At 43.9% G+C, this 21,978-nt stretch carries 18 protein-coding genes; 14 read left to right on the top strand and 4 right to left on the bottom strand.

Features of this window, described 5'->3' with window-relative positions:
- Window positions 1-6: 6 nt before the first annotated feature.
- Window positions 7-525, bottom strand: a complete 519-nt coding sequence (locus tag TY10_RS08380; RefSeq protein WP_042162504.1) for a DUF3231 family protein — start codon at window positions 523-525, stop codon at window positions 7-9.
- Window positions 526-813: 288 nt separating this feature from the next.
- On the opposite strand from TY10_RS08380, the gene TY10_RS08375 reads away from it, so the two are divergent.
- Window positions 814-2,928, top strand: a complete 2,115-nt coding sequence (locus tag TY10_RS08375) for a discoidin domain-containing protein (RefSeq protein WP_042162502.1) — start codon at window positions 814-816, stop codon at window positions 2,926-2,928.
- Window positions 2,929-3,101: 173 nt separating this feature from the next.
- Here the strand turns inward: TY10_RS08375 and TY10_RS08370 are convergent, their stop codons facing one another.
- A complete protein-coding gene (locus TY10_RS08370; protein WP_272945281.1) occupies window positions 3,102-4,496 on the bottom strand; it encodes an MFS transporter in 1,395 nt (464 codons plus the stop codon).
- Between the two features lie 216 nt (window positions 4,497-4,712).
- Between TY10_RS08370 and TY10_RS08365 the strand changes: the two genes are divergently transcribed.
- Window positions 4,713-5,369 (top strand): TetR/AcrR family transcriptional regulator, encoded by a 657-nt coding sequence (locus TY10_RS08365; RefSeq protein WP_238327513.1) that lies wholly within the window; start codon window positions 4,713-4,715, stop codon window positions 5,367-5,369.
- A gap of 82 nt (window positions 5,370-5,451) precedes the next feature.
- Here the strand turns inward: TY10_RS08365 and TY10_RS08360 are convergent, their stop codons facing one another.
- On the bottom strand, window positions 5,452-6,375 hold the full coding sequence (locus TY10_RS08360) for an AraC family transcriptional regulator (RefSeq protein WP_042162498.1): 924 nt from the start codon (window positions 6,373-6,375) through the stop codon (window positions 5,452-5,454).
- A gap of 279 nt (window positions 6,376-6,654) precedes the next feature.
- Here TY10_RS08360 and TY10_RS08355 point away from each other — a divergent pair, with 279 nt between their 5' ends.
- The 3 genes from TY10_RS08355 (at window position 6,655) to TY10_RS08345 (ending at window position 9,407) form a co-directional block, all read left to right on the top strand.
- A complete protein-coding gene (locus TY10_RS08355; protein ID WP_042162497.1) occupies window positions 6,655-7,695 on the top strand; it encodes an SDR family oxidoreductase in 1,041 nt (346 codons plus the stop codon).
- A gap of 68 nt (window positions 7,696-7,763) precedes the next feature.
- Window positions 7,764-8,360 carry a TetR/AcrR family transcriptional regulator gene (locus TY10_RS08350; RefSeq protein WP_042162495.1) on the top strand — a complete coding sequence of 199 codons (597 nt, stop codon included), beginning with the start codon at window positions 7,764-7,766 and terminating at the stop codon, window positions 8,358-8,360.
- 162 nt (window positions 8,361-8,522) lie between these two features.
- Entirely contained in the window at window positions 8,523-9,407 is an 885-nt protein-coding gene (locus TY10_RS08345; protein ID WP_042162494.1) for an NmrA family NAD(P)-binding protein, read from the top strand.
- A gap of 57 nt (window positions 9,408-9,464) precedes the next feature.
- Here the strand turns inward: TY10_RS08345 and TY10_RS08340 are convergent, their stop codons facing one another.
- Entirely contained in the window at window positions 9,465-10,022 is a 558-nt protein-coding gene (locus TY10_RS08340) for a TetR/AcrR family transcriptional regulator (RefSeq protein WP_052350441.1), read from the bottom strand.
- Between the two features lie 172 nt (window positions 10,023-10,194).
- Between TY10_RS08340 and TY10_RS08335 the strand changes: the two genes are divergently transcribed.
- From TY10_RS08335 to TY10_RS08300, 9 genes are all read left to right on the top strand, one after another.
- Window positions 10,195-10,938: an SDR family oxidoreductase gene (locus TY10_RS08335; protein WP_042162492.1), complete on the top strand. Its 744-nt coding sequence runs from the start codon at window positions 10,195-10,197 to the stop codon at window positions 10,936-10,938.
- A 36-nt stretch (window positions 10,939-10,974) separates the two neighbouring features.
- Window positions 10,975-11,718 carry an SDR family oxidoreductase gene (locus tag TY10_RS08330; RefSeq protein ID WP_042162490.1) on the top strand — a complete coding sequence of 248 codons (744 nt, stop codon included), beginning with the start codon at window positions 10,975-10,977 and terminating at the stop codon, window positions 11,716-11,718.
- A gap of 362 nt (window positions 11,719-12,080) precedes the next feature.
- The gene (locus TY10_RS31410) at window positions 12,081-12,683 is read left to right on the top strand and encodes a glycoside hydrolase (protein WP_238327512.1); all 603 of its coding nucleotides are present in this window, start codon (window positions 12,081-12,083) and stop codon (window positions 12,681-12,683) included.
- Window positions 12,601-13,461 (top strand): glycoside hydrolase family 30 protein, encoded by an 861-nt coding sequence (locus tag TY10_RS31405; RefSeq protein WP_238327511.1) that lies wholly within the window; start codon window positions 12,601-12,603, stop codon window positions 13,459-13,461. The genes TY10_RS31410 and TY10_RS31405 overlap by 83 nt, the downstream gene beginning before the upstream one ends.
- 105 nt (window positions 13,462-13,566) lie before the next feature.
- Entirely contained in the window at window positions 13,567-15,882 is a 2,316-nt protein-coding gene (locus tag TY10_RS08320) for a helix-turn-helix domain-containing protein (RefSeq protein ID WP_042162488.1), read from the top strand.
- Between the two features lie 211 nt (window positions 15,883-16,093).
- A complete protein-coding gene (locus TY10_RS08315; RefSeq protein ID WP_042162487.1) occupies window positions 16,094-17,041 on the top strand; it encodes an ABC transporter permease in 948 nt (315 codons plus the stop codon).
- A 10-nt stretch (window positions 17,042-17,051) separates the two neighbouring features.
- Entirely contained in the window at window positions 17,052-17,927 is an 876-nt protein-coding gene (locus TY10_RS08310) for a carbohydrate ABC transporter permease (RefSeq protein WP_042162485.1), read from the top strand.
- A 94-nt stretch (window positions 17,928-18,021) separates the two neighbouring features.
- Window positions 18,022-19,560 (top strand): ABC transporter substrate-binding protein, encoded by a 1,539-nt coding sequence (locus TY10_RS08305; RefSeq protein WP_042162484.1) that lies wholly within the window; start codon window positions 18,022-18,024, stop codon window positions 19,558-19,560.
- 54 nt (window positions 19,561-19,614) lie between these two features.
- Entirely contained in the window at window positions 19,615-21,894 is a 2,280-nt protein-coding gene (locus TY10_RS08300; RefSeq protein WP_052350438.1) for a carbohydrate-binding protein, read from the top strand.
- Window positions 21,895-21,978: the final 84 nt, after the last annotated feature.

Raw genomic sequence — 21,978 nt, 5'->3', positions numbered from 1 at the left:
CTCTACCTATACTTTAACTGTCTCCGGCCGCTTTACTTGAAGCGGGGGGAAGATGAGCCACCCTTTATCTTTGAGCATATCCAGTATTTTAACGCCTTGAGCTGACTTGGCGAGATGATATTTAGCAAACAGTGCACCGATATCTACTCTGATCGATTGCCCCATAGCTTGGCTGCATGCAACGATAGCCATTGATGTATCTGAGGCAATTTTTAAAGCGATCTCAGGATCAGTAAATCTTGCACCGGCAGGAATATCTTCGAGTTTAACAGCTGGTCTTTCCGGCATAGTAGGAGCGGGAGTGATGCCATTGTTAATCAGCAAAGCATCAAGTTCTTTGCTTTCTAATCTTGCTTGATCAATAAGATTCTCCAGAATTTTTTTAAGTTCTTTATCGCCAGCGTGGTTTAAATATGCCTGATAACACGATATAGCGCCTTTTGCTGCGGATGAAGCCATAAATACATTAGATATTTCGCCGTAATGCATAGGCTCATCTTTTGGATTGCCGCTTAAAATGCCCATTAATTTCAGCTCCTCTATAGTTTGGTCTCTGTAACACGATTATTTTGCTCAGAGAAACAAAATTAATGTAAAATTCGATTCTTAATTTGGAGCGAAAATATTTTAGTGATCATGTCAGCCACCTTTAAAGGGGGCTGTCCTTAGATTTTTTGAGTGAATTACTGAATTTTTAATTATTATTGTCTGACGTTCATGAAGTATTAATGTAAACTCTTTTGGTATCAACCATTAATGATTATCAATTATAGATCCGATATAAGTTATATTACTAAATTAAGGAGAATGAGCATGAAAAGAAAATTTATTTGTTTTATTTTATGTTTTGTTTTATTGGTTTCAAGTACTGTTTCATCTGTTTCAGCAAGCGATTTTCAACAAGGCCAGGATGCACAGGAAATGGAAGGAGCATCTCCGCCTGAAGGTACAATTATAAGCGGTGTTTCTTTTCCTGGGACTCCTGCTGAAAATGCTATTGATGGAAATCTATTAAGTTATTGGAGTTCGGGGAGTAGTTTAGGGACATTAGAGTTATTATTTCCTGAGCCTACTAAAATATCAGGAGTGCAATTGGCGGCTTATGCATCACCGACCTCGACTGAAGAATTTGAAATTTATGGTTTGAATCAAGGTAATTGGATAGAAGTTAGCGATACAACTACTCATGATGTTAGTGGTGACTCATCTTTTACACCTACAATTCTAAACACAATTACCATATTGCCGGGTAATTATGATGGAATTAGAATTGAAGTAAATACTAACTCTAGTTCATGGGTTGCTATTTCAGAAATTAGATTTATTCAATTAGAAGTTTGTAATGGAATTCCAGGATTTAAATTTCCAGAAACAACAACTATCTCTGGTGTTTCTTACTCTGGTCATACTGCTGATATTGCTGTCGACTGTAATCTAGAGACATATTGGAATTCAGGAGGTATTGGAGGGCAAGTTGAATTGCTTTTCCCAAGTCCATTAACAATAGGGGCAATTCAAATTGCTTCACATGCTTCTCCAGCTGAAAATATTAACTATATTATTTATGGATTAATTGAAGGAGAATGGATTAGAATTAGTAATCCTATTTCATTATTCTCTAATTCTAATTATAGACTTCCGACGATTCAAGAACCTATACCAGTGGCCCAAGACAGCTATGATGGCATAAGAATAAAGGTGACTGGAAGAACTTCATGGGCTGCATTAAATGAAATTACGTACTTTCCTACCTATCTAGGTGATCAAGTTACCGATTTTATTAGAAATATAGTTCCACAAATGAGCAGTAATAATTCTGCTTATGGACGTATCCAGTATAGCAGTAAACTTCAAGAGGGTTATCTCTCATTTGATAGAGTAAGTGATGCTAATGGATGGGCCCCACTTTCTTCTCAAAATGAGTGGATTTCTTATGAATTTAGTAATCCTAAAGTTATTACCAAATATTCTATTATTCCCATAAATCATCCTGTTGGACCTGCTAGAGCACCAAAAGATTGGAAGTTTGAAGCATTTGACGGGACACAATGGATTACATTAGACAGTAGGACGGGAATTACAGATTGGCAGCCAGGTCAAGCAAAGTATTTCAATATTAATAATACGAGTGCTTACCAGGCTTACAGACTTTATATTGTTAAAAACAATGGTGATACTTATATATCAATAGGAGAGATTGAAATGGAGCAATCCAAGGTTATTCCTTCGATTGATTCCCCAAATAGTTTAAATGCAACGCAGATAGATAATAATATTGTAATGAGCTGGAGGAAAACGAAGAATTCTATAGGATATAATGTATATCAAAATGGAGTTAAAGTTAACAATATTCCTATTCAAGATATCAATTATACATTTTCTGGATTAGTGAATGGGGTTACGTATAAGCTTGCAGTTACAGCTATTTTTCCTAACGGAGAATCTTCAAAATCAACGATATCATACACTTTAACTGGACCAAGTCAGAGTTTAATTCCACCGATGATGAGCAATAACTCTCCTCAAGGATTAGTTGAATTTAGCAGTGCATTAAATGGAAGTACAAGTGGATATATTGCATTTGATCGACTGTATAATCAATTTGGCTGGGCTCCCACTAGCACGCAAAACGAATGGCTATCTTATCAGTTTTCAAGTCCAAGAACGGTAACTAAGTATACAATAAGGACAATTGATCATAATACTGGACCCGAAAGAGCACCTAAAGACTGGATTTTTCAAGGATTTAATGGAAATGAGTGGGTCACACTTGATACTCAAGTTGGGATAACGGATTGGGTTCAAAATGAATCAAAACTTTTCACTGTAGATAATCAAAACTCATATAGTAAATATAGAATATTTATAACTAAAAACAATGGTGGACAATATCTACAAATTAATGAGTTAGAGATGATTGGTGATTAGAAATGTAGTGTTGGATACTGAATTTTAGTTTTTTTTGCTTAATAGAAAGTAGTTTCAAATAGGACTAGCCACTCCTCTGGAGTGGTTTTTTTTTAGAAAACTTAAACGGCCCGAGTCCATTTTATACTAATGACTAAGACCGCTTAATTGTAGATTAATTTTGTATGAGTCAATTAAGCAGGAGATTTTTTCGCTCTTAGAAGCAGTAAAATAACAACCGCAATCAAAGAAGCAGTCAAGAAAAAGGCTGAACCTGTTATAGCAGCTGAAACGGCATTCGCAAATTCTGTTTTTGAAGAAGCGGATGATTGATATGCAGCACTGAATACCGTTGCAACAATTGCCAAGCCAACGGATCCGCCGATCTGATGGGCTACGTTTACTAAGCCTGAGGCAGCGCCTGCATCACCAGGCTCAACATGATTAAGCCCTAACGTCGTAAACGGAATGAATACAATGCCAGCACCAATTCCAAGGATAATCATTGGAAGAATTACCCCTTGAAAAAATTGCAAGTCCGTTGACACTCTGCTCAGCAAGCCCATTCCAATGAGTGCAATGATAATTCCAGACACTAATACTTTAGAGAGTGCAAATCGCTTCATCAACTTCGGAACGACATACATCATCCCAAACTGAACCGCAGTCATTGGAACAAATGCGAGAGCGGCTTCAAAGGGCGAAAAATCAAGTACAACCTGCAGAAATTGAGACAGGAAGTACATCATGGAAGCTACGCCGCCGACAAATAAAAATCTTCCCATATAACCGGCAGCTCGGTCGCGGCTTGTAAACAAGCGTAATGGTGTAATTGGCTGTTCCACACGAGTCTCGATTAGAATAAAAGCTGCTATTAAAATAACACCAATCATAAGGGGGATAATCGTCCCAATACCTCCCCATCCTCTTTCTGCAGCTTGAATAAAACCAAAAACTAATGATGTCATCCCCAATACAGAGGAGAAAGCCCCGTATATATCAAACTTTCCTGGTGATTTCGGTGTATCAGATAAATAACGGGGAGCCAAAATGAGTAACACAATGCCTATTGGTACGTTAATAAGCATTCCCATACGCCACGAAATGAGATCCGTTAGAAGTCCGCCTAAAATAATGCCTACACTTCCTCCAGCACCGTTCACTGCACTGTATAAGGCTATCGCTTTAGATCTTTCCTTCACCTCAGTAAAGGTCACCGATAACAGTGCCAATGTAGCAGGTGTAGCTAAAGCAGCAGCTACACCTTGTAAAGCGCGAGTAACAAGTAAAAATGCAGGAGACTGTGCTAAACCAACCAGCAATGAAGCCAGAGTGAATAGGGCAATACCGAGCAGAAATACCCGTTTACGGCCAAAAACGTCGCCTGCTCTGGCACCAAGCATTAGCAGTCCGCCAAATGCTAAAATATAAGCATTTTGAACCCAAGTTAAACTTGTAGTAGTCAAGTGCAAGGTGCGGCCAATTTCAGGCAAGGCCGTCACCATAATCGATGCATCGAGTACGATCATAAGCTGACAAGCGATAATGATCGTCAAAGTAATGTGTTTATTTGTTTGGATAGGAAACACCTCTTGTTGTAGTTAGATTCTTAAGACCAAACAACTTATCCTTTCTGAGCTCGGGCTAATCTTAGCACGAAAATAAAACAAAGTAAACAATATTAATTCTTTTTGTCTACTTTATTCTACTTGTTTATTTTTTGTGCTCTGTAGTGTACAATTTGTATGAATAGGGGGTTCATTGATGACGACAACAGAAAGACAAAAAAAATAAAAGCTGATTTATTGAATAAATTGATTCCAATTGTGACTGTTCACAGTGGATTTCATCATTTGAAAATGGAAGAAATTTCTAAAATAATGGGTGTAAGCAGAGCCACCATGTATAAATATTTTTCGTCCAAAGAGGAACTAGCTAGTGGTATTGTAGAAATCCTTGTCAATTACATCGAGGAACTAGAAGAACCTTCCATGACTGATGGCGATACTTCTTATGGAAGGGCATTTCAACAAATCTTTGAGCAGTCCTTATCATCAGTAGGGAAAATGTCCGAGGTTTTTCTTACGGAGCTTGAGACCGTTTATCCTGAATTATTTGATAAGCTGAATCAATCCTTTGCTAAACGCAATCAAAAAGTGGCAGAATTTTATGCAATCGGCAAGGAGAAAAAGATATTTAATCCGGTAAACGAAAAGTTTTTAGTTCTTCAAGATACGTTGCTTCTGCGAGAAATAACGAATATGAAATATTTAGTGCAGAACCAGACATCCATGGAGCAGGTGCTTCTTGATTATTATCAGTTAAAGAAATTTCAATTATTTAGGTCAGATAAGCTTTCAATTGTTGATGATTCTATAATCATTCCGATTATTCGTAAAATAGCTGAAAAAAACATTCGAAATATGACTTACAGCAATAACCCGATAAACGCACATTATTAAAATGGAATGATCTCCTATTGGTAGATGTATTGGATTAATAAGATTGATAAAAGGCAGCTGACCGTTTGGTCGCTGCCTTTTATCAATTAATGAACTTTACGGAGGAGGATTTCTGAACGGTTTTAATATCTTGAAGAGGCGGGAGGCCAAATTGCCGCCGGTACTCCCGGTTAAATTGCGAAAGGCTTTCATAGCCAACCTCTAATGCAGCAGTGGTGGCATCCATCGAGCCGCTTAACATTAAGCGTCTTGCTTCTTGAAGTCGGAGTTGTTTTTGATATTGTAAAGGACCCATAGTCGTAATAGCTTTAAACTTATGCTGCAGTCCCGAAACACTCATATTCGTATAACTAGCAAGCTCCTGGGCAGTAAAAGAACGTTTAAAATTTTCTTTGATCCAGGCAATTGCTTTCCCTATACCGTCGGCCTGTTGGTCGAAGAGTACTTGCTGGAAAAATAAATGCCCATAATCGCTCGTCAATAATTTGAAAATCATCTCTTGTTTAATTAGAGCGGATACAAAGGGAGCTTCTGACGGTTTACTAGTCAGTTTCAAAAGCCTAATGAACAATTCCAGAAAATCGGCATCCGATTTTCCGATGAAGGTTTCGTTATTCCGTTTTTTATCCTTCGGATTAACCTTTATTCCGGCCGATAACATCACGTAAGCGATCTCCTCTGTCGTAAAGTCGATGCGCAGACCGATAAAAGGCAATTCCTTCGTAGCGTGGACTACTTGCGTAGTCCCAGGGAGATCAATCACAGATGCCAAGTAGTCACCCGGGTAAGCGTTGAAAATGTATTCGCCAAAATGGAGTTTCTTCGTTCCTTGCAGAAAAAGACAAAAGGAGGGCGTTAGCACGCAGGGAATTGGCGGTCTTTCATGGCTGTGCCGATCGATGATCAGATAGGGGATGACGGTTCGCGTACTTCCATCTGCGGTAGTGATTTTCTCGGTCATTTCAATGAGTCGGCCCAAATTCGCGTTGTTTTCTTGGGTTAACATGGGGTTTCTACACTCCTTCTCAACATGCGAGTGCAAATGCTTCTGACTTAAAAGGCTCTGCATTTACGTTGATACAGTACACGCTAAATTATACGTTTATCGCAGATGAACACAAATATAAATAGCGCAGTGTGCAGTTTTAGGCAACTTTTATGCAGGATCAGGCTCATATAACTTCTCTTTTTAGCAGATAATTGGGTTAAGCATTTCTTCAACAAATACACAGTTCAAGATAAAGCTTGGCTGCAGATGTAAGATCAGCTGAAAGGAGCATTTCCAATGTCAGAAAACAATAACCCTTTAGTGCTTGTAACTGGAGGTTCAGGATTTATAGCCGTTCATATTATTTTGAAGCTGCTTCAGAAAGCGTATCGAGTGCGGGCAACACTTCGTACAATGAGCAGACAAGAGGAAGTAATAGCCATGTTACGGTCAGGCGGAGTAACCAATTTTGAAGGTCTGTCATTTATTCAAACCGATTTATCTTCGGATACGAATTGGGGCGAGGCTGTTACAGGGGCGGAGTATGTCATACATGTAGCTTCTCCAACACCTAACAAAATTTATAAAGATGAGAATGAAATGATTCAACCAGCACGTGAAGGTGTTTTACGGGTGTTGAGGGCAGCACGTGATGCAGGTGTCAAACGTGTTGTTCTAACTTCTGCTTTCGGAGCAATTGGTGTGGGGCATCAGAATCATAAAGGACCTTTTACCGAGAAAGATTGGTCTAATATCGATGCAAAAATTCATCCTTATCAAAAATCTAAAACGATCGCTGAAAAAGCGGCTTGGGAATTTATCCGTAAAGAAGGCAAAGGCTTAGAACTTGCCGCAGTAAATCCCGTTGGGGTGATGGGGCCGATACTAGGCAATGATTATTCTCATTCCAATGACAGTGTCCGCCAAATGTTAGAAGGCAAGCTAAAGTATGTCCCAAAAATTTATTCGGATTATGTGGATGTCCGAGATGTTGCGGATTTGCATATTTTGGCCATGCTTCGTCCTGAAGCAAAGGGAGAGCGTTTTATAGCCTCCAGCTCAGAGAATATTTCGATGTTAGAGGTTGCAAAAATTTTGAAGAAACATTTAGGGGAAGATGCTAAAAACGTGCCAAAGGGAGAATTTCCTAATATTCTTGTTCGTGTGCTGGCGATTTTCAATCCAAAATTAAGAATGATTGCATCACTCTTGGGACTAGATATGTCAACGAGCAACCAAAAGGCCAAACGTATACTAGGCTGGAGGCCTCGTTCGGCAGAAGAGTCAATTGTGGCAACAGGCAAGAGCATGGTGAAAATTATGAAGGGCAGTGAATGATTTCAAATAACGTAAGTTGTAAACGAATCCTTCTTTTGCTATCATGAGCACAAGGAAGGAATGACAAAATGGCTGAAGAAACATTAACGAAAGAATTAATTTTGGATACTGCTGAAACTGTCTTGAGGAAGTACGGTCTGGCAAAAACGAATATGTCGGATATTGCACGAGCTATTGGGGTGAGTCACGCCGCGCTATATCGGCATTTTGAGAATAAGGCGATGCTGCAAAAAGCCGTAGTTGACAGATGGCTGAGTGGCGTTTTTGAGCCGCTAGCGCAAGCAGCTAAGGAAGCTAATTCAATAGATTCTAAATTATATAATTGGTTAAATGCGTTACGCATGTTCAAGCTCGAACGGTCTCGCAAAGATCCGGAGTTATTTGCAATGTACGCAAGATTAGTTGGAGAAAATCCAGATTTGCTTGAGATGCATATGGAGCAATTATTAGAGCAGCTGCAACTCATAATTGAAGAGGGCGTTGCTGTGGGGACGTTCAAATGTCAGGATGCCAGACAAGCAGCAATTGGTGTTTTTATGGCGACTACACGATTTCATCATGCTGCCTTTTCCTCAGAATGGGAAAAACCCGATGCAGAAAGCAGATTTGAAGCTGTCTGGCAGACATTGCTATACGGTCTGCATGATAGCTCCGTTAAGAAATAATCAATTTTTTAAACCAAGTATCCAAGCCGGTCCACTCCATGTGGGTCGGCTTTTTAGCATTGATAAATACAAACCGGAACATTCAAGTTACAAAAAATATAAGTTGTAACATGTAATCTATTCTGGTATGATGGTTTCAATTCGAACAAGGAGTTGAAGTGCATGTATACAGTGATGGGTGCAACAGGACAAGTTGGAGGAGCAACCGCCAGGCAGCTATTAAAAGAAGGGCTGCCGGTGAAAGTAGTGCTGCGAAATCAGCAGAAAGCGCAAGAGTGGATTAATCTGGGCGCAGAAGCAGTCATTGCAGATTACCGCGATGCTGCAGCACTTGAAGCCGCTTTTGCCGGTTCAGAGGCTGTATTCGTCATGAACCCGCCTTCTTTTTATCCCGATAAAAACTTTAGTGATACCCGTGCTTATGTAGAAGCTATACGATTAGCTTTGACAGGTGCAAAGCCATCTCGGTTTGTCGCTTTATCTTCAGTAGGAGGACAGCATGATGAAGGAACTGGAATCATTTATTCCCTTCATATAGTGGAAGAGGAGCTTAAGCGGGTCGCAATTCCGTCAGCTTTTTTAAGAGCGGCATGGTTTATGGATAATTCGGCATGGGATATTGAGCCTGCTCGTAAATATGGTGAAATTCAATCCTTCCTGGCACCGCTTGACCGGGCAATTCCAATGATTTCTACTAGCGATATCGGATCAATTGCAGCGGCAACGCTTAAGCAGCAATGGGAAGGCACGCGGTTTTTGGAACTGCAGGGACCACGCCCATATTCACCAAACGATATTGCTTCTGCGCTATCCAAATTATTGAATCGTCCTGTAGAGGCGAAGGTTGTGAAACGGGAAGATTGGCCGGATATTTTTATTCGTCAAGGCGGGATTGCAGAGAATGTACAGGGGCGGCTGGAAATGCTTGATGGTTTCAATTCTGGCTGGATTGATTTCGAGCAGGAAGGAACTGAAGTCGTGAGCGGTCGGCAGTCGCTGGAAGAAGCGCTAGAAGCTATCATCAGAAGAACAGGCCAAATACAATAATCATAACTACTAAGCCGTGAGATGCTGAGTCAGCGTCCCGCGGCTTTTTTCTGCTAATTAAGCGTACACCTCATTTTTTTCAAACAACCGGCATAACTGTTCTGCCATATATTCAGGCGGATGTGGCATTTGATGCTGGACCCACCATTCCAACATCCCGATAAAAGCTGAAGCAATAAACTGAGCGCGTAATTCATTGTCTATCCACGTATCAGATCCGCCATCCTCGAGCTTGCTCTTCATGTTATCGAATATAAACTTCATCAGGCGGCTTCTAAAGACGGTAGCCCGTGAAGTGTTAAGCATCGCGGAAAAAAAGAGGAATTGTTCCGCTATATATTCAAAGATGAGTAAGAACTCACTTCTCAGAGGTGTCTGTCCGTCTGTATCACAGAATGAGATGAGTTTATTGAGGTGCCCCTCAATTAATTTGTCCAGCAAGTCGTATTTATCATTGTAATGCAAGTAAATGGTTGCCCGGTTGAGATCGGCTAAATCCGCAATTTCATTTATGGTAATCAGTTCTAGATCTTTCTTATAAAAAAGCTCAAGAAATGCTTTATTAATAGCCGTTCTTGTTTTTATGGTGCGACGGTCTATTCGTTTGTTCTCCATGAGTGCTATTCCTCCGTTCAAGTTATAGACAATATGATGCTAGTTGTTGATTAAGCAATAAACCGGCTGCTATTAACGATTGTATATATTTTAAAACTCAATAAAATAATAATCAACGCAAGACAATTAATCAACGTGTGTTGCGAAAAAATATTATAAGGAGTGTTTATCGATGGAAAATATTAAATCTAAAGTTGTTATCATTACGGGTGCTTCGAGCGGAATAGGCGAAGCTACTGCTAAGCTATTAGCAAGTCATGGTGCAAAAGTAGTATTGGCAGCGAGACGGGCGGAGCGATTACAGCAAGTAGTTAATGAAATTCATGCTGCGGGGGGAGAAGCGCTCTCTTTCCAAGCTGATGTAACTTCGTCTGAGGATATGAATAATCTTGCCCAATTTGCAAATCAAAAATATGGCAAGGTGGATGTTCTGATCAATAATGCTGGAGTTATGCCAGTATCACAATTAAATGAACTTCGAGTCAGTGACTGGGATCAAATGATTGATGTAAATATTAAAGGCGTGCTGTATGCCATTGCCGGCGTCCTGCCAATTATGAGGGAGCAGCAATCTGGGCATGTCATTAATGTTTCTTCGGTAATGGGCCATATTGTTAGTCCAACTTCGGCTGTGTACAGTGCAACTAAGTTTGCCGTTCGAGCGATTGCTGAGGGCTTGCGTCAAGAAGAATCACCTGTATCGGGAATTCGCTCTACCATCATTGCGCCCGGTATTGTCGATACAGAAATTTTAGGCACCATTACTAGCCCCGATGTAGCACAAACTAATGACATTGTTCGCAGTATGAGTATTTCACCAGATAGAATCGCTAATGCAATCGCCTATGCAATCAATCAACCGGCGGATACTTCAGTAAATGAAGTCATTATCCGTCCAACCATTCAACCTATTTAATGTAGTCGATTAAAGCTAAAAGAGGAGGGGATTTTCATGAGTCATATGGAATCAAAAGTTGTTATCATTACTGGCGCCTCTAGTGGAATCGGTGAAGCTGCAGCTAAGCTATTAGCTAATCAAGGGGCGAAAGTCGTACTAGCCGCGAGAAGAGCGGATCGATTGCAGCAAGTCGTAAACCAAATTCGTGCTGTTGGGGGAGAAGCACTTTCCTTCCAGGCGGACGTAACATCGTTTGAGGATATGAATAATCTCGCACGGTTCACGATCGAAAACTTTGGCAAGGTTGATGTTCTTGTAAATAACGCTGGAATCATGCCAAATTCCCGGTTGAACGAGCTCCGAGTCAAGGAATGGGAACAGATGATTGATGTAAACATTAAAGGTGTACTTTATGCCATTGCCTCGGTTCTTCCAAGCATGAGAGAACAAAAGTCAGGTCATATCATAAATATTTCTTCGACTGCAGGCTATGTTGTTAGTCCAACTACAACTGTCTATAGTGCGACTAAATTTGCAGTACGGGCTATTGCAGAGGGGCTGCGTCTGGAGGAATCATCGGTATCGGGTATACGCTCGACCATCATTTCTCCAGGAATAGTGGAGACGGAATTATTGAATACTGTTACCAGTCGGGAAGTTTTGGACATGACCGATATGATTCGTAGTATGAGTATTTCTTCAGATAGTATAGCGAAGGCAATTGCGTACGCTATCGAACAGCCCCATGATACCTCAGTAAATGAAATTATTATTCGTCCAACCAAACAACCTATGTAAAAGATAACCATGTCGGCCGATGAAGCGACAGCTCAACCTGCTGCATTAATAAATTAACCTTATAAGAAGCTTCAGACGGCAGCTAGATCGGCTGCCGTTTCTTTACACCATTCATGTCAGAATCAAGGATAAGAAATCTCTTCCTTTACCTATCCGGTATCGGGTAAAATAAACGAAAAGTACTTGATACAACTGAATGAAATCGATTTCAATATTTCCACCTCCTCTAGATCACTTTTTACTATATAGTGAAGTGCTAAAGTAGAGAAATGTACAATTTGAGCAGTAGCCCGGACACCTCCATGCTGTCATGCTGGGGAGAGAAAACAGAACCCATCCATTGATCAGGGTAAAAGGAGATTATGATGACAGCAACTAAAGTCGAGGTATGGTGGAGCTCTGAGCTGGAGCCGAGAGATCGCAGCTGGTTTTACGAATCTAAGGAAATTGAGTATAGAGGCGAAGCAAGGCCTCCTCTATGGACACATGCTCCGCGTCCGGAGAACCGGACAACCATTACAGTTTTCCCGGAAATGAAGTATCAGGAGATGCTTGGGGTAGGCTCCTCTATGGAGGAAAGTACGGTACATAACCTGGCAAGAATGTCTCCCGTGAAGCAAGAGGAGCTCATTTCCTTTTTGCTTGATCCGATACACGGCGCGGGTTTTTCGTTTATACGATTGGCGCTGGGTACCTCGGATTTTACCGCGCAAACCTTCTATAGCTATAACGATCTGGAAGAGGGAGAAACGGATTTTGCGATGGAGCGGTTCTCGATCCACAAGGATATAGAGTTTGGGATTATTCCGACGGTCCAGCGAATGCTGGCCGTTAAACCGGATCTGCAATTTTTACGCTTCCTCCTGGTCACCTCCGGCCTGGATGAAGACCTCGGGCAATTTGTGGCGGGGAGAGCTGAAGGAAGGGAAGGCATATACCGACGCATTGGCTATTTATTACCGTAAAGCTATTCAGGCTTATAAGGAGCAGGGGATTGAGCTTTATGCGATTACAGTACAGAACGAGCCCCTGCTGGAGATCGATTATCCAAGCTGCTATATGAGCCCGGAACAGGAGAGAGAGCTTATTATCGCACTCCGAAAAGAGCTGGACGAGCATCAGCTGGACACAAAGATCTGGATCTTTGATCATAACTTTCAGGATGCCTGGATGTACGCCTGTCCGATTCTTAATGATAAGGAAGGGCGTTCCGCCTCGGACGGCATAGCCTTTCATGATTATGAAGGCGAGCCTTCTGTCATGACTGAGCTTAAAGCAGCTTATCCCGATCAGACGATTCATATGACGGAGAGGTCGATCTGGGGAGTGGCCGCAGCCGACCGGATTGCGCAATATTTTCGCAACTGGGCTTCTAGCTATAACGCATGGGTGACCATGCTCGACAGCCGGATTGGCAAGCATCAGTGGGTAGGTATTCCAGATCCAACGCTGCTGGTGCAGCATGCAGACCGTCCGGATGAATATTGGATGACGCCGGAAACTTATATGACGGCCCAATTTGCCCGATATATTCAAAGAGGGGCTTGGAGAATTGAGAGTAATTATGGCTCTCCCGATACGGTAACGAATGTGGCGTTCTTGAACCCGGATGGTCATGTTATCATAGTTGTTATTAATCAGACACTGGAGGAGCAGCCCATACGTGTCGTATGCGAGGGCAAGCAGTTTGAGGCCTATGTTCCAGCCAAAAGCGTTGCGACTTACCGCTTTTCGCAGCAATAATCGAATGAACTGCATAAGGTAATTCTTCAAGGGCTGTTCCCTGCCAGGGATAGCCCTCTATGCTTTAGAAAGCGATGACTTCAGACTGCCAGGAGGAATTGTAAGATGTTGATTTCATTTCGTTCCCGCAAATATTTGCAGCGTATCTTGTGGTCTCTGATTGCTTTTATTGTCGCTATTTTATGTATATTTGCCTCTACTTTATATTGGAATATGAAGAGTTCGACGCTCCGTATCCAGACCGAGGCGAACCGCAAAGTACTCGCGCAAGTCAAGTATAACGTAGAGTACATGGATGAAATTCTGAAAAATTTAATGATGTCCCTTTACTTTGACAATGAGGTCATCCCGATTTTATATAGCAAGACTTTCAGCTATGAGGATATTGCCATTAAGCTGGCGAAGCTGGACAAAGTAGCCGATTCCTCTACTTATCTGTACTCTATTATTCTGTACAATCGCTATACCGATACCTACCTGTCGACTAACCGCAAATTCCAAGATAATCTGCACGGCGAGATCGAGCGGTTTGAGATGCAGCTGGGCAATAAATCTAATTTGCAGAAAATGCGTCTTGTCCCGATGAAGATTACGGGAGATTCGCAGGCAGCTGTCGATTTCTTCTCCTATATGATGTATGACGATAAGGCCAATCAGACGGAGCAGAGCAAGCTGATTCTGAATGTAAAGCCGGAATGGATTTTTAACAACATAAAAGTCATTAACGATCTGGCTTATGACAAAAGCAGCTCGGTGCTGCTGATGGACGGCAATGGCTCGCTTTATTCCAACGATAACCGGCTGGCGGATTTTCTGCCTGATCGTATTACGAACCGGATTCAGAAAAGCGAAGCGGAGTTTGAGACGTTCACTTATGGCCGGGGGGACAACAAGTCAATCGTGACCGTCATGCCGCTTGGCAAATACAACTGGAAGGCGATCAGCATCCAGTCCTATGATTATGCGTTCCGCGAGCTGTATGGAGTCCGCAACATGCTCATTGTTGTAACCGCTTTATTTTTACTGCTGTCAGCGATTATTGCTCTTATTATTTCAACAAGGCTTTACCGCCCGGTTGATACGATGGTGAGGCAGGTGCGGGGAGTACTTCCTCCAGAAGCGAAATCCGGCCAGCAAAAGGATGAATGGTCTTATCTTGCAGCCAGCTACGCCTCTATGGCTGATAAGGCGAACAGCGCGGAACGGCATCATGTCCGAAACCGGAAAATTATCGAGGATTTCCACATCCGCAGTATATTGAGCAGAGGCTCCGGGCTAACGGAAGAGAGTTTCAGACAGCTGCTTGAGGAATATGAGCTCCCGCTGGATGCAGAAGGGCAGTTTCTCATCGGAATTTGCAAAATTGATCAATTCGAGCAATCTATGCTTCAGGCTAGCACGGAGGAACAGCGAATCTACCGGTTTGCACTGGGCAACATCACCGATGAGCTGCTGTCCCGGCATGGTAAGCCGGCATGGATTGAGATGGGGGATAATCAGTTTGTTTTTATTGTCTCTCTGTCAAGGAATGCAATGGAACCGATTAAAGCGGCAATCAATGAGATGCAAGCTGTCATTCAGAGTTATTATAAGTTGTCTACGACGGTGTCGCTCGCCCGTCCATTTGAGAGTTGCACGGAAATAGCCGAGGCATACCTTGAAGCGCAGCAGTTCATGCAATACCGGATGCTGCTGGGCAGCTCTGTCCTTATTACAGCGGATTTGGTGAAGGCGGAGGAACGACACGAGGATTTGCATGAGGCCACTCATATTGAAAAGCTTATGACCGAGCATCTCCGCATGGGGAACAGCACGGAGCTGGCTAAAGATTTTGACTCCTATTTCGCATACGCTTCAATGCTCACCTACACGCAGTTTATGAACGCTGTTATGCATATGACGGTGACCGTGACGAAGACGATCAGTGAAATGAACGAACACAGGCTTCGGCCTCTCGAGATCGACATCCGGGCTTTCCACCAGGAAGTGCTTAAACAGGAAACGGCGGAGGAGATCAAGGCTTTGTTCCAGTCCCTTGCGTTGCAGCTGTCCGAGCAGGACAATCCGGCAGAGACGGAAAAGGCCGACATTCTTGCCCGGACGATGAAGGATATGATAGCAGAGAACAGTATGGACCCGGACTTCAGCCTCAATGGGATGGCTCAACTGCTTAAGATGTCTTCCGCTTATATCGGCAGGCAGTTCAAGCAAAGCACGGGTATGACCGTTACCGAATACCTGAATGATTTCCGTCTGGAGCGAGCGCTCGAGCTGCTTGAGACGAAGGATATAACGATTAATGAAGTGATGGAGCAGGCGGGCTACCGCTCGCAAAGCTATTTCTTCAAATTATTTAAGAGCAAATACGGTACTTCACCGAAAAACTACAGGCTCCGCAAAGTCATAGCGCCTGATAAATAACGGTCTGGAAGCCCTGAATCTCAATAGAAACGCGAGAATTCAGGGCTTCTTTTTCCCCTCGCAAGAGATAGGAGAAATATGCGGATAGTGCAAGCCAAAATAGAGAAAAGTGCAATATGTTCAGTAGAAGAATAGCCTTCCCGTCTGCTTAAATGGGCCTATGACAGCTGCGGATTCCAAAAACGGCAGCAAGGGGAGGTGAATGTAAAACATGAAAAACGAAGCGATCATACTCAGCAAGCCCAGCAAGCCGAATCGCAAAAGATATTTCCGCAGGAATAGGGATCTCTTTATTCTGAGCCTGCCGGCGCTGCTGTTTAAGCTGATTTTCAGCTACTTGCCCTTGATTGGACTCATTGTTGCGTTTAAGAAATTCCGGTTTGACAAGGGAATTTTCGGTAGCGAATGGAACGGCCTCGATAATTTCCGTTTCTTCTTTGTCTCCGATAATGCGTGGAGAGTTACCCGTAATACCGTGATGTACAACAGCGGTTTTATTCTGATTACATTAGTGTGCGCGTTACTATTGGCCTTGCTTCTGAATGAGATGAGCGGCAAAGCGGTGAAGTTCTACCAAAGTGCGTTATTCCTTCCTTATTTCTTGTCATGGGTAGTTGTCGGCTATATCGTGCTGGCTTTCCTTGAGCAGGACCGGGGGCTGCTGGATCATGTATGGAAGCTGTTCGGGCAAGCACCGGTCAACTGGTATCAGGAGCCTGGCCGCTGGCCGTATATTCTGAACGCCGTTAATCTATGGAAGACGTTAGGCTTCTCTACGCTTGTCTATTATGCCGGAATGATCGGTATAGACCCTAGCTATTATGAGGCGGCGAAAATTGACGGAGCGAACCGGCTGCAGATGATCCGCAAAATTACATTGCCATTACTGACGCCATTAATTGTCGTACTGCTTATCGTGGCGATTGGAGGCATGTTCCGGGCAGATTTTGGCCTGTTCTATTTCATTCCGAACAATTCCAGCTTCCTTTATTCGACGACGGATGTTATCGATACGTATGTGTTCCGTGCGTTAAGGACGGTTGGTGATGTCGGAATGTCGGCGGCTGTAGGTCTGTACCAATCGCTTGTTGGCTTTGTGCTTGTCATTGCAGCCAATACGATAATTAAGAAATCGAATTCGGATCACGCATTGTGGTAGGGGTGTTCTTATGAGAAAAAATGTCGCTCGCCTGTTAAGCCATGCTGTTCTGGTGATCGTGGCTGCCATCATGATCTATCCCTTGCTGCTGGTTGTATCTATTTCCTTCTCGGAGGAAGGTTCCGTGGTCAAGCATGGATACCGGTTTATCCCTGAACAGTTCAGCCTTGACGGATATGCAGCTGTATTCAATAATCCCGGCATCCTGCTTAATGCCTACAGCGTAACGATTGCGGTTACTGTTCTCGGAACAATAATTGGTCTGCTGCTTACAGCAATGATTGCCTATGTCATGTCCCGCAAGGAGTACCGCTATCGAAAGGCGACAACTTTATTTGTCGTATTCACGATGCTGTTTAACAGCGGCCTTGTGCCCTTCTATATTCTCGTTGTGAAATATTTGCATCTGAAGGATACGCTGTGGGTGCTCATTATTCCGTATTTGATTAATCCGTTCTACGTCATGATCATGAAGGGCTTCCTTGACCGGATGCCGGCGGAAGTCATCGAATCGGCCAAGATAGACGGGGCCAGCGAGTATCGTGCTTTCTTCACGATCGTATTGCCGCTGTCCACTCCGGCGCTTGCTACGGTTGGCTTGTTCATCTCTTTTATCTATTGGAATGATTGGTGGCTGGGGCTGTTGTTCATCGATCAGGATCGTCTCGTTCCGCTGCAGCTGCTCCTATACCGGATTATGAGTACGATTGAATTCTATGCCGTTAATTCACAGCATCTTAGCGGCAGTATTGATGTAACTAAATTTCCGAGCTTAACAACCAGAATGGCATTAGCGGTTCTTGGAGCGGGACCGATGCTTTTTATTTTCCCGTTCTTCCAGCGTTATTTTGTCAAAGGGCTGACTGTCGGTTCTCTTAAAGAGTAAGCAGCTTCTAGCACCCGGGAACACACGGCTTGGACTTGACCATGGCTTGTCCATAGCCGTATTCCATAAATAGTTAGGGAGGTCATCAATAAAGATGGGGTACAACAACAGAAAAGGTATGCTCGCGCTTTTGGTTGGGTTAATGCTAGTGCTGTCTGCATGCAGCAATAATGCGAGCACTCCCGCAAGCAGTAACAAGCCGGCAAGCAGTACACAGACCGCAGCGGAATCAGAAAGTTCAAAGCTTAATCCGGTACAGCTTACCTGGTATTACCCGCAATGGAGTACGCAGCCCGGTACGAAGGAAGTAGAGGATGCGATCAATAAAATCACGAAGGAGAAAATTAACGCTACCATCAAGCTGATGCCGACAGACGGAGGAAGCTATGAGCAGAAGCTCAATACGATGGTTGCCGCCAACGAGGAATTCGATATTGCTTGGACCTCGTTCTGGATGTTCAATTATGCGCAGAATTCGCGGCGCGGCGCGTTTGTCGAGCTGGGACCGCTGCTGGATAAGAATGCGCCAGAGCTGAAGAAGCTGTTTCCGGATATGGTATGGGAAGCGCTGAAGGTGGATGGTAAAATCTACAGCATTCTTAACTACCAGACGATTACGAACAAAGAGGGCTTCCTCATCCAGAAACGTTTCGAGGACAAATACGGCCTCGATCCAAGCGCAATCAAGTCGATTAAGGATATCGAGCCATTCCTTGTGAAAATCAAGGAGAACGAGCCCGACATCATTCCGTTTGGCATAACGCGCGCCGGCAACTTCGAGAATATGAAGACCACCTACAACAACATTGAATATATCTCGAATGAAGCCATTGTGGGTCTATATCGGGATGACGCTCAGTCCAAGGTCATGGACGTAATTCAATCACCGGAGTATAAGGAGTATTTGACCCTGATGCACGACTGGTACAGCAAGGGTCTGATTAATAAGGATGCGCCTACGGTTAAAGCGCTGGATGACCGGAAGAAAGCGGGCCAGATCGCCGTGTCCTTCCATAACGTTCTGAAGCCGGGCCGTGAAGTCGAAGAGAAGAATGCCTCCGGCGGACAGGATATTGTCATCGTTCCTACTTCGGAGCCGTTTGTCGGAACCAATACAATTATTCAGTCGATGCAGGCCATTAGCCAAACGTCGAAAAATCCGGAACGCGCCCTTATGTTTCTGAACCTTCTTAATACGGATAAAGAGCTGCTCAATCTGGTGAGCTACGGAATTGAAGGCAAGCACTATACCAGAATCTCGAATGACATGATCAAGATGAATGAAAACAGCAGTTATAACCCGAATATCACTTGGGTGTTCGGCAATACGTTCCTTGCCGATATGCAGGAAGGTCAGGATGCAGCGGTACGCGAGCAGACGCTGAAGGAAAACAATGAAGCGAAGTCTTCCCCGATTCTGGGCTTTACCTTTGACCCGGAACCGGTGCAGACGGAAATCGCCAATATTCAAGCCGTCAACGACGAATTTGGACCGCCGTTGAACACGGGGGCAGCAGAGGTCGAGCAGAAGCTGGCTGAATATATCGAGAAACGCAAAAAAGCAGGTATCGAGAAGGTGGTAGCAGAGGTACAGAAGCAGCTGGATGACTGGAAGCAAAAGACGGGCAAGTAAGTAAGCATAAGAGCTATTCAATCATTTGCAGGAACAAACAAAGGAGGCAATAAAATGGCTAATTTGTTTAAAGGTATGGCTGCGGCAGCACTGGTCACCTCGTTGCTGGTGACTTCATTATCGCTTGCAAAGCCGGAGATAGCAGCTGCTGCAGGAGAAACGGTAAGCGTATGGCGCACGAATGAATCATTAACGGAAAAGCTGACTCCCCAGAGCAATCTGACATTTGCAGCGGACACAGCCTCGAGTACGAATACAATCTTTGTGGATGAGAATTCGACGTTTCAGACGATTGACGGCTTTGGGGCTTCCATTACAGACTCTTCCGCTTATCTGATGAATCAGAAACTATCCGCTGCAAATCGGAATACGCTGATGACGAATCTGTTCAGTCCGACAAGCGGGATCGGAATCAGCTGGCTTCGCCAGACAATGGGAGCCTCTGATTTCTCTCACGTTGGCAATTACAATTATAAACCGACGCCGGCTTCACCATTTTCCATTGCGCAAGACGAGATTGATATTATTCCTCTTCTGCAGCAGGCGCGGACATTGAACAGCAATCTGAAGATCGTTGCGAGCCCATGGAGCCCGCCTGGCTGGATGAAAAACAATAATTCCATGCTTGGCGGAGATACGGCTACCCTGAAGCTAGAACATTATGGTGATCTTGCTGCCTACTTTGTTAACTTCATCGATGCCTATGCAGCCAAAGGCGTACCGATCTATGCCGTGACCCCTAATAACGAGCCGCGCTGGGCTTCCACGGGGTATCCGGGTATGTATATGACGCCGCAGGAACAGGCCAATTTCGTGAAAAATAATCTGGGTCCGGCGCTCAGCGGCAAAAACGTCAAAATTTTCGCTTTTGACCATAACTGGGATATCGATTTTGTTCCTGCTTACTATAGCGATTCGGCTGCTGCAACCTATACTGCGGGTACCGCATGGCATTGCTATGGCGGCGAAGCAACGATTATGTCGACCATGCATTATTTGTTCCCGTCAAAAGACACGTATGAGACAGAATGTACAGGCGGTACTTGGACGGATACAACAACAGGACAGTTTGATGTGGATATGAAAAACTTGACGAAGACGCTCCGCCACTGGTCCAAAAACTTTATTGCATGGAATATGGCACTAGATACAGCTAATGGTCCAACAAATGGGGGCTGCACTACATGCACAGGACTGGTTACAATTAACCAAGGCACGGGTGCAGTAACTTATGGACCGTCGTATTATGCAATGGGTCACCTCAGTAAATATATTGTTCCAGGTGCGGTGCGCATCGCTTCGACCGGCTATGCCAATGGCATTCATAACCTTGCAGCGAAAAATCCGGACGGCAGCAAAGTACTTGTTGCTTACAATGAAACGGCTTCTAACAATACCTTTAAAGTGAAATGGGGCGGCCAGTCCTTTACGTACACGCTGCCTGGCAAATCTGCCGTAACCTTCAAATGGTCCGGAACGCAGTCCTTGGCGCAAACGGTTATTCCTAATACTTACGGGTTGAAAGCCTCAGCGTATAATGAAGCATTCTCGATCAAACCGGAAGCAACTAGTGATACAGGCGGAGGCCTGGATATCGGCAACGCATCCAACGGAAGCTGGATTATGTTCAAAAATGTCGATTTAAATGGGGTAACAGGCGTCAGCGCACGAGTTGCAAACGGTTATACAACGTCTACATCGCTTGAGATTCGTACAGGAAGCCCAACAGGAGCGCTGCTCGGAACGGTGCCTGTAGGCGGAACTGGCGGTTGGCAGACTTGGGCAACGAATAGCGCAGCCTTGACCGGAGCAGGGGGGACCCAGGACGTCTACGTCGTTTACAAAGGAGTGTTAAACCTTAACGGCATTAGCTTTACGGCATCTTCTTCAACGTCGAATCTGCTGCTTAATCCGGGATTCGAAGCAGGGAGCTTGAGCAATTGGAGTGAATGGCGTCCTACAGGCCAAGCTGTTGTTGCGCAAAGTGTAGATACAGATACACCACGTACAGGTTCCTATAAGCTGACGCACTTCGCGGCAACAGCGTATCAGCAAACTACTTTTCAAGCTGTATCGGTGCCTAACGGTACGTATAAAGCATCGGTATGGGTCCGCTCCAGCGGCGGTCAAAGCGCCCTTCGCATGGAAGCAAGCAATTATGGCGGAGCTACGACTTACAGCACGAACCTGACTACAGCTTCGACAGGTACTTGGGTGGAGCTGGTAATCGATAATATTAATGTAACGACAGGCACCATTACGATTGGGGTTCACTCCAATGCCGCAGCAGGCAATTGGGCTGCATTTGATGACTTCACGTTAATTAAAAAATAAAACCAAAAGCAGCTGATTCTTCCGAATCAGCTGTTTTAACAGGAAACCTAAAGGAATACATCGGATTAATAGGAGCAGTTTCAT

The sequence above is a fragment of the Paenibacillus gorillae genome (assembly GCF_000513275.1).
In the GTDB taxonomy this organism is placed as follows: Bacteria; Bacillota; Bacilli; order Paenibacillales; family Paenibacillaceae; genus Pristimantibacillus; species Pristimantibacillus gorillae.
The sequence above is the reverse complement of the archived record's forward strand: the minus strand, read 5'-3'. Positions and strand labels throughout refer to the sequence as shown.

Bases quoted from the DNA above. Each gene is read 5' to 3' on its own strand.
- TY10_RS08380 (WP_042162504.1), bottom strand. From the start codon at position 525: ATGGGCATTTTAAGCGGCAATCCAAAAGATGAGCCTATGCATTACGGC.
- TY10_RS08375 (WP_042162502.1), top strand. From the start codon at position 814: ATGAAAAGAAAATTTATTTGTTTTATTTTATGTTTTGTTTTATTGGTT.
- TY10_RS08360 (WP_042162498.1), bottom strand. From the start codon at position 6,375: ATGTTAACCCAAGAAAACAACGCGAATTTGGGCCGACTCATTGAAATG.
- TY10_RS08355 (WP_042162497.1), top strand. From the start codon at position 6,655: ATGTCAGAAAACAATAACCCTTTAGTGCTTGTAACTGGAGGTTCAGGA.
- TY10_RS08350 (WP_042162495.1), top strand. From the start codon at position 7,764: ATGGCTGAAGAAACATTAACGAAAGAATTAATTTTGGATACTGCTGAA.
- TY10_RS08345 (WP_042162494.1), top strand. From the start codon at position 8,523: ATGTATACAGTGATGGGTGCAACAGGACAAGTTGGAGGAGCAACCGCC.
- TY10_RS08340 (WP_052350441.1), bottom strand. From the start codon at position 10,022: ATGGAGAACAAACGAATAGACCGTCGCACCATAAAAACAAGAACGGCT.
- TY10_RS08335 (WP_042162492.1), top strand. From the start codon at position 10,195: ATGGAAAATATTAAATCTAAAGTTGTTATCATTACGGGTGCTTCGAGC.
- TY10_RS08330 (WP_042162490.1), top strand. From the start codon at position 10,975: ATGAGTCATATGGAATCAAAAGTTGTTATCATTACTGGCGCCTCTAGT.
- TY10_RS31410 (WP_238327512.1), top strand. From the start codon at position 12,081: ATGATGACAGCAACTAAAGTCGAGGTATGGTGGAGCTCTGAGCTGGAG.
- TY10_RS31405 (WP_238327511.1), top strand. From the start codon at position 12,601: ATGAAGACCTCGGGCAATTTGTGGCGGGGAGAGCTGAAGGAAGGGAAG.
- TY10_RS08320 (WP_042162488.1), top strand. From the start codon at position 13,567: ATGTTGATTTCATTTCGTTCCCGCAAATATTTGCAGCGTATCTTGTGG.
- TY10_RS08315 (WP_042162487.1), top strand. From the start codon at position 16,094: ATGAAAAACGAAGCGATCATACTCAGCAAGCCCAGCAAGCCGAATCGC.
- TY10_RS08310 (WP_042162485.1), top strand. From the start codon at position 17,052: ATGAGAAAAAATGTCGCTCGCCTGTTAAGCCATGCTGTTCTGGTGATC.
- TY10_RS08305 (WP_042162484.1), top strand. From the start codon at position 18,022: ATGGGGTACAACAACAGAAAAGGTATGCTCGCGCTTTTGGTTGGGTTA.
- TY10_RS08300 (WP_052350438.1), top strand. From the start codon at position 19,615: ATGGCTAATTTGTTTAAAGGTATGGCTGCGGCAGCACTGGTCACCTCG.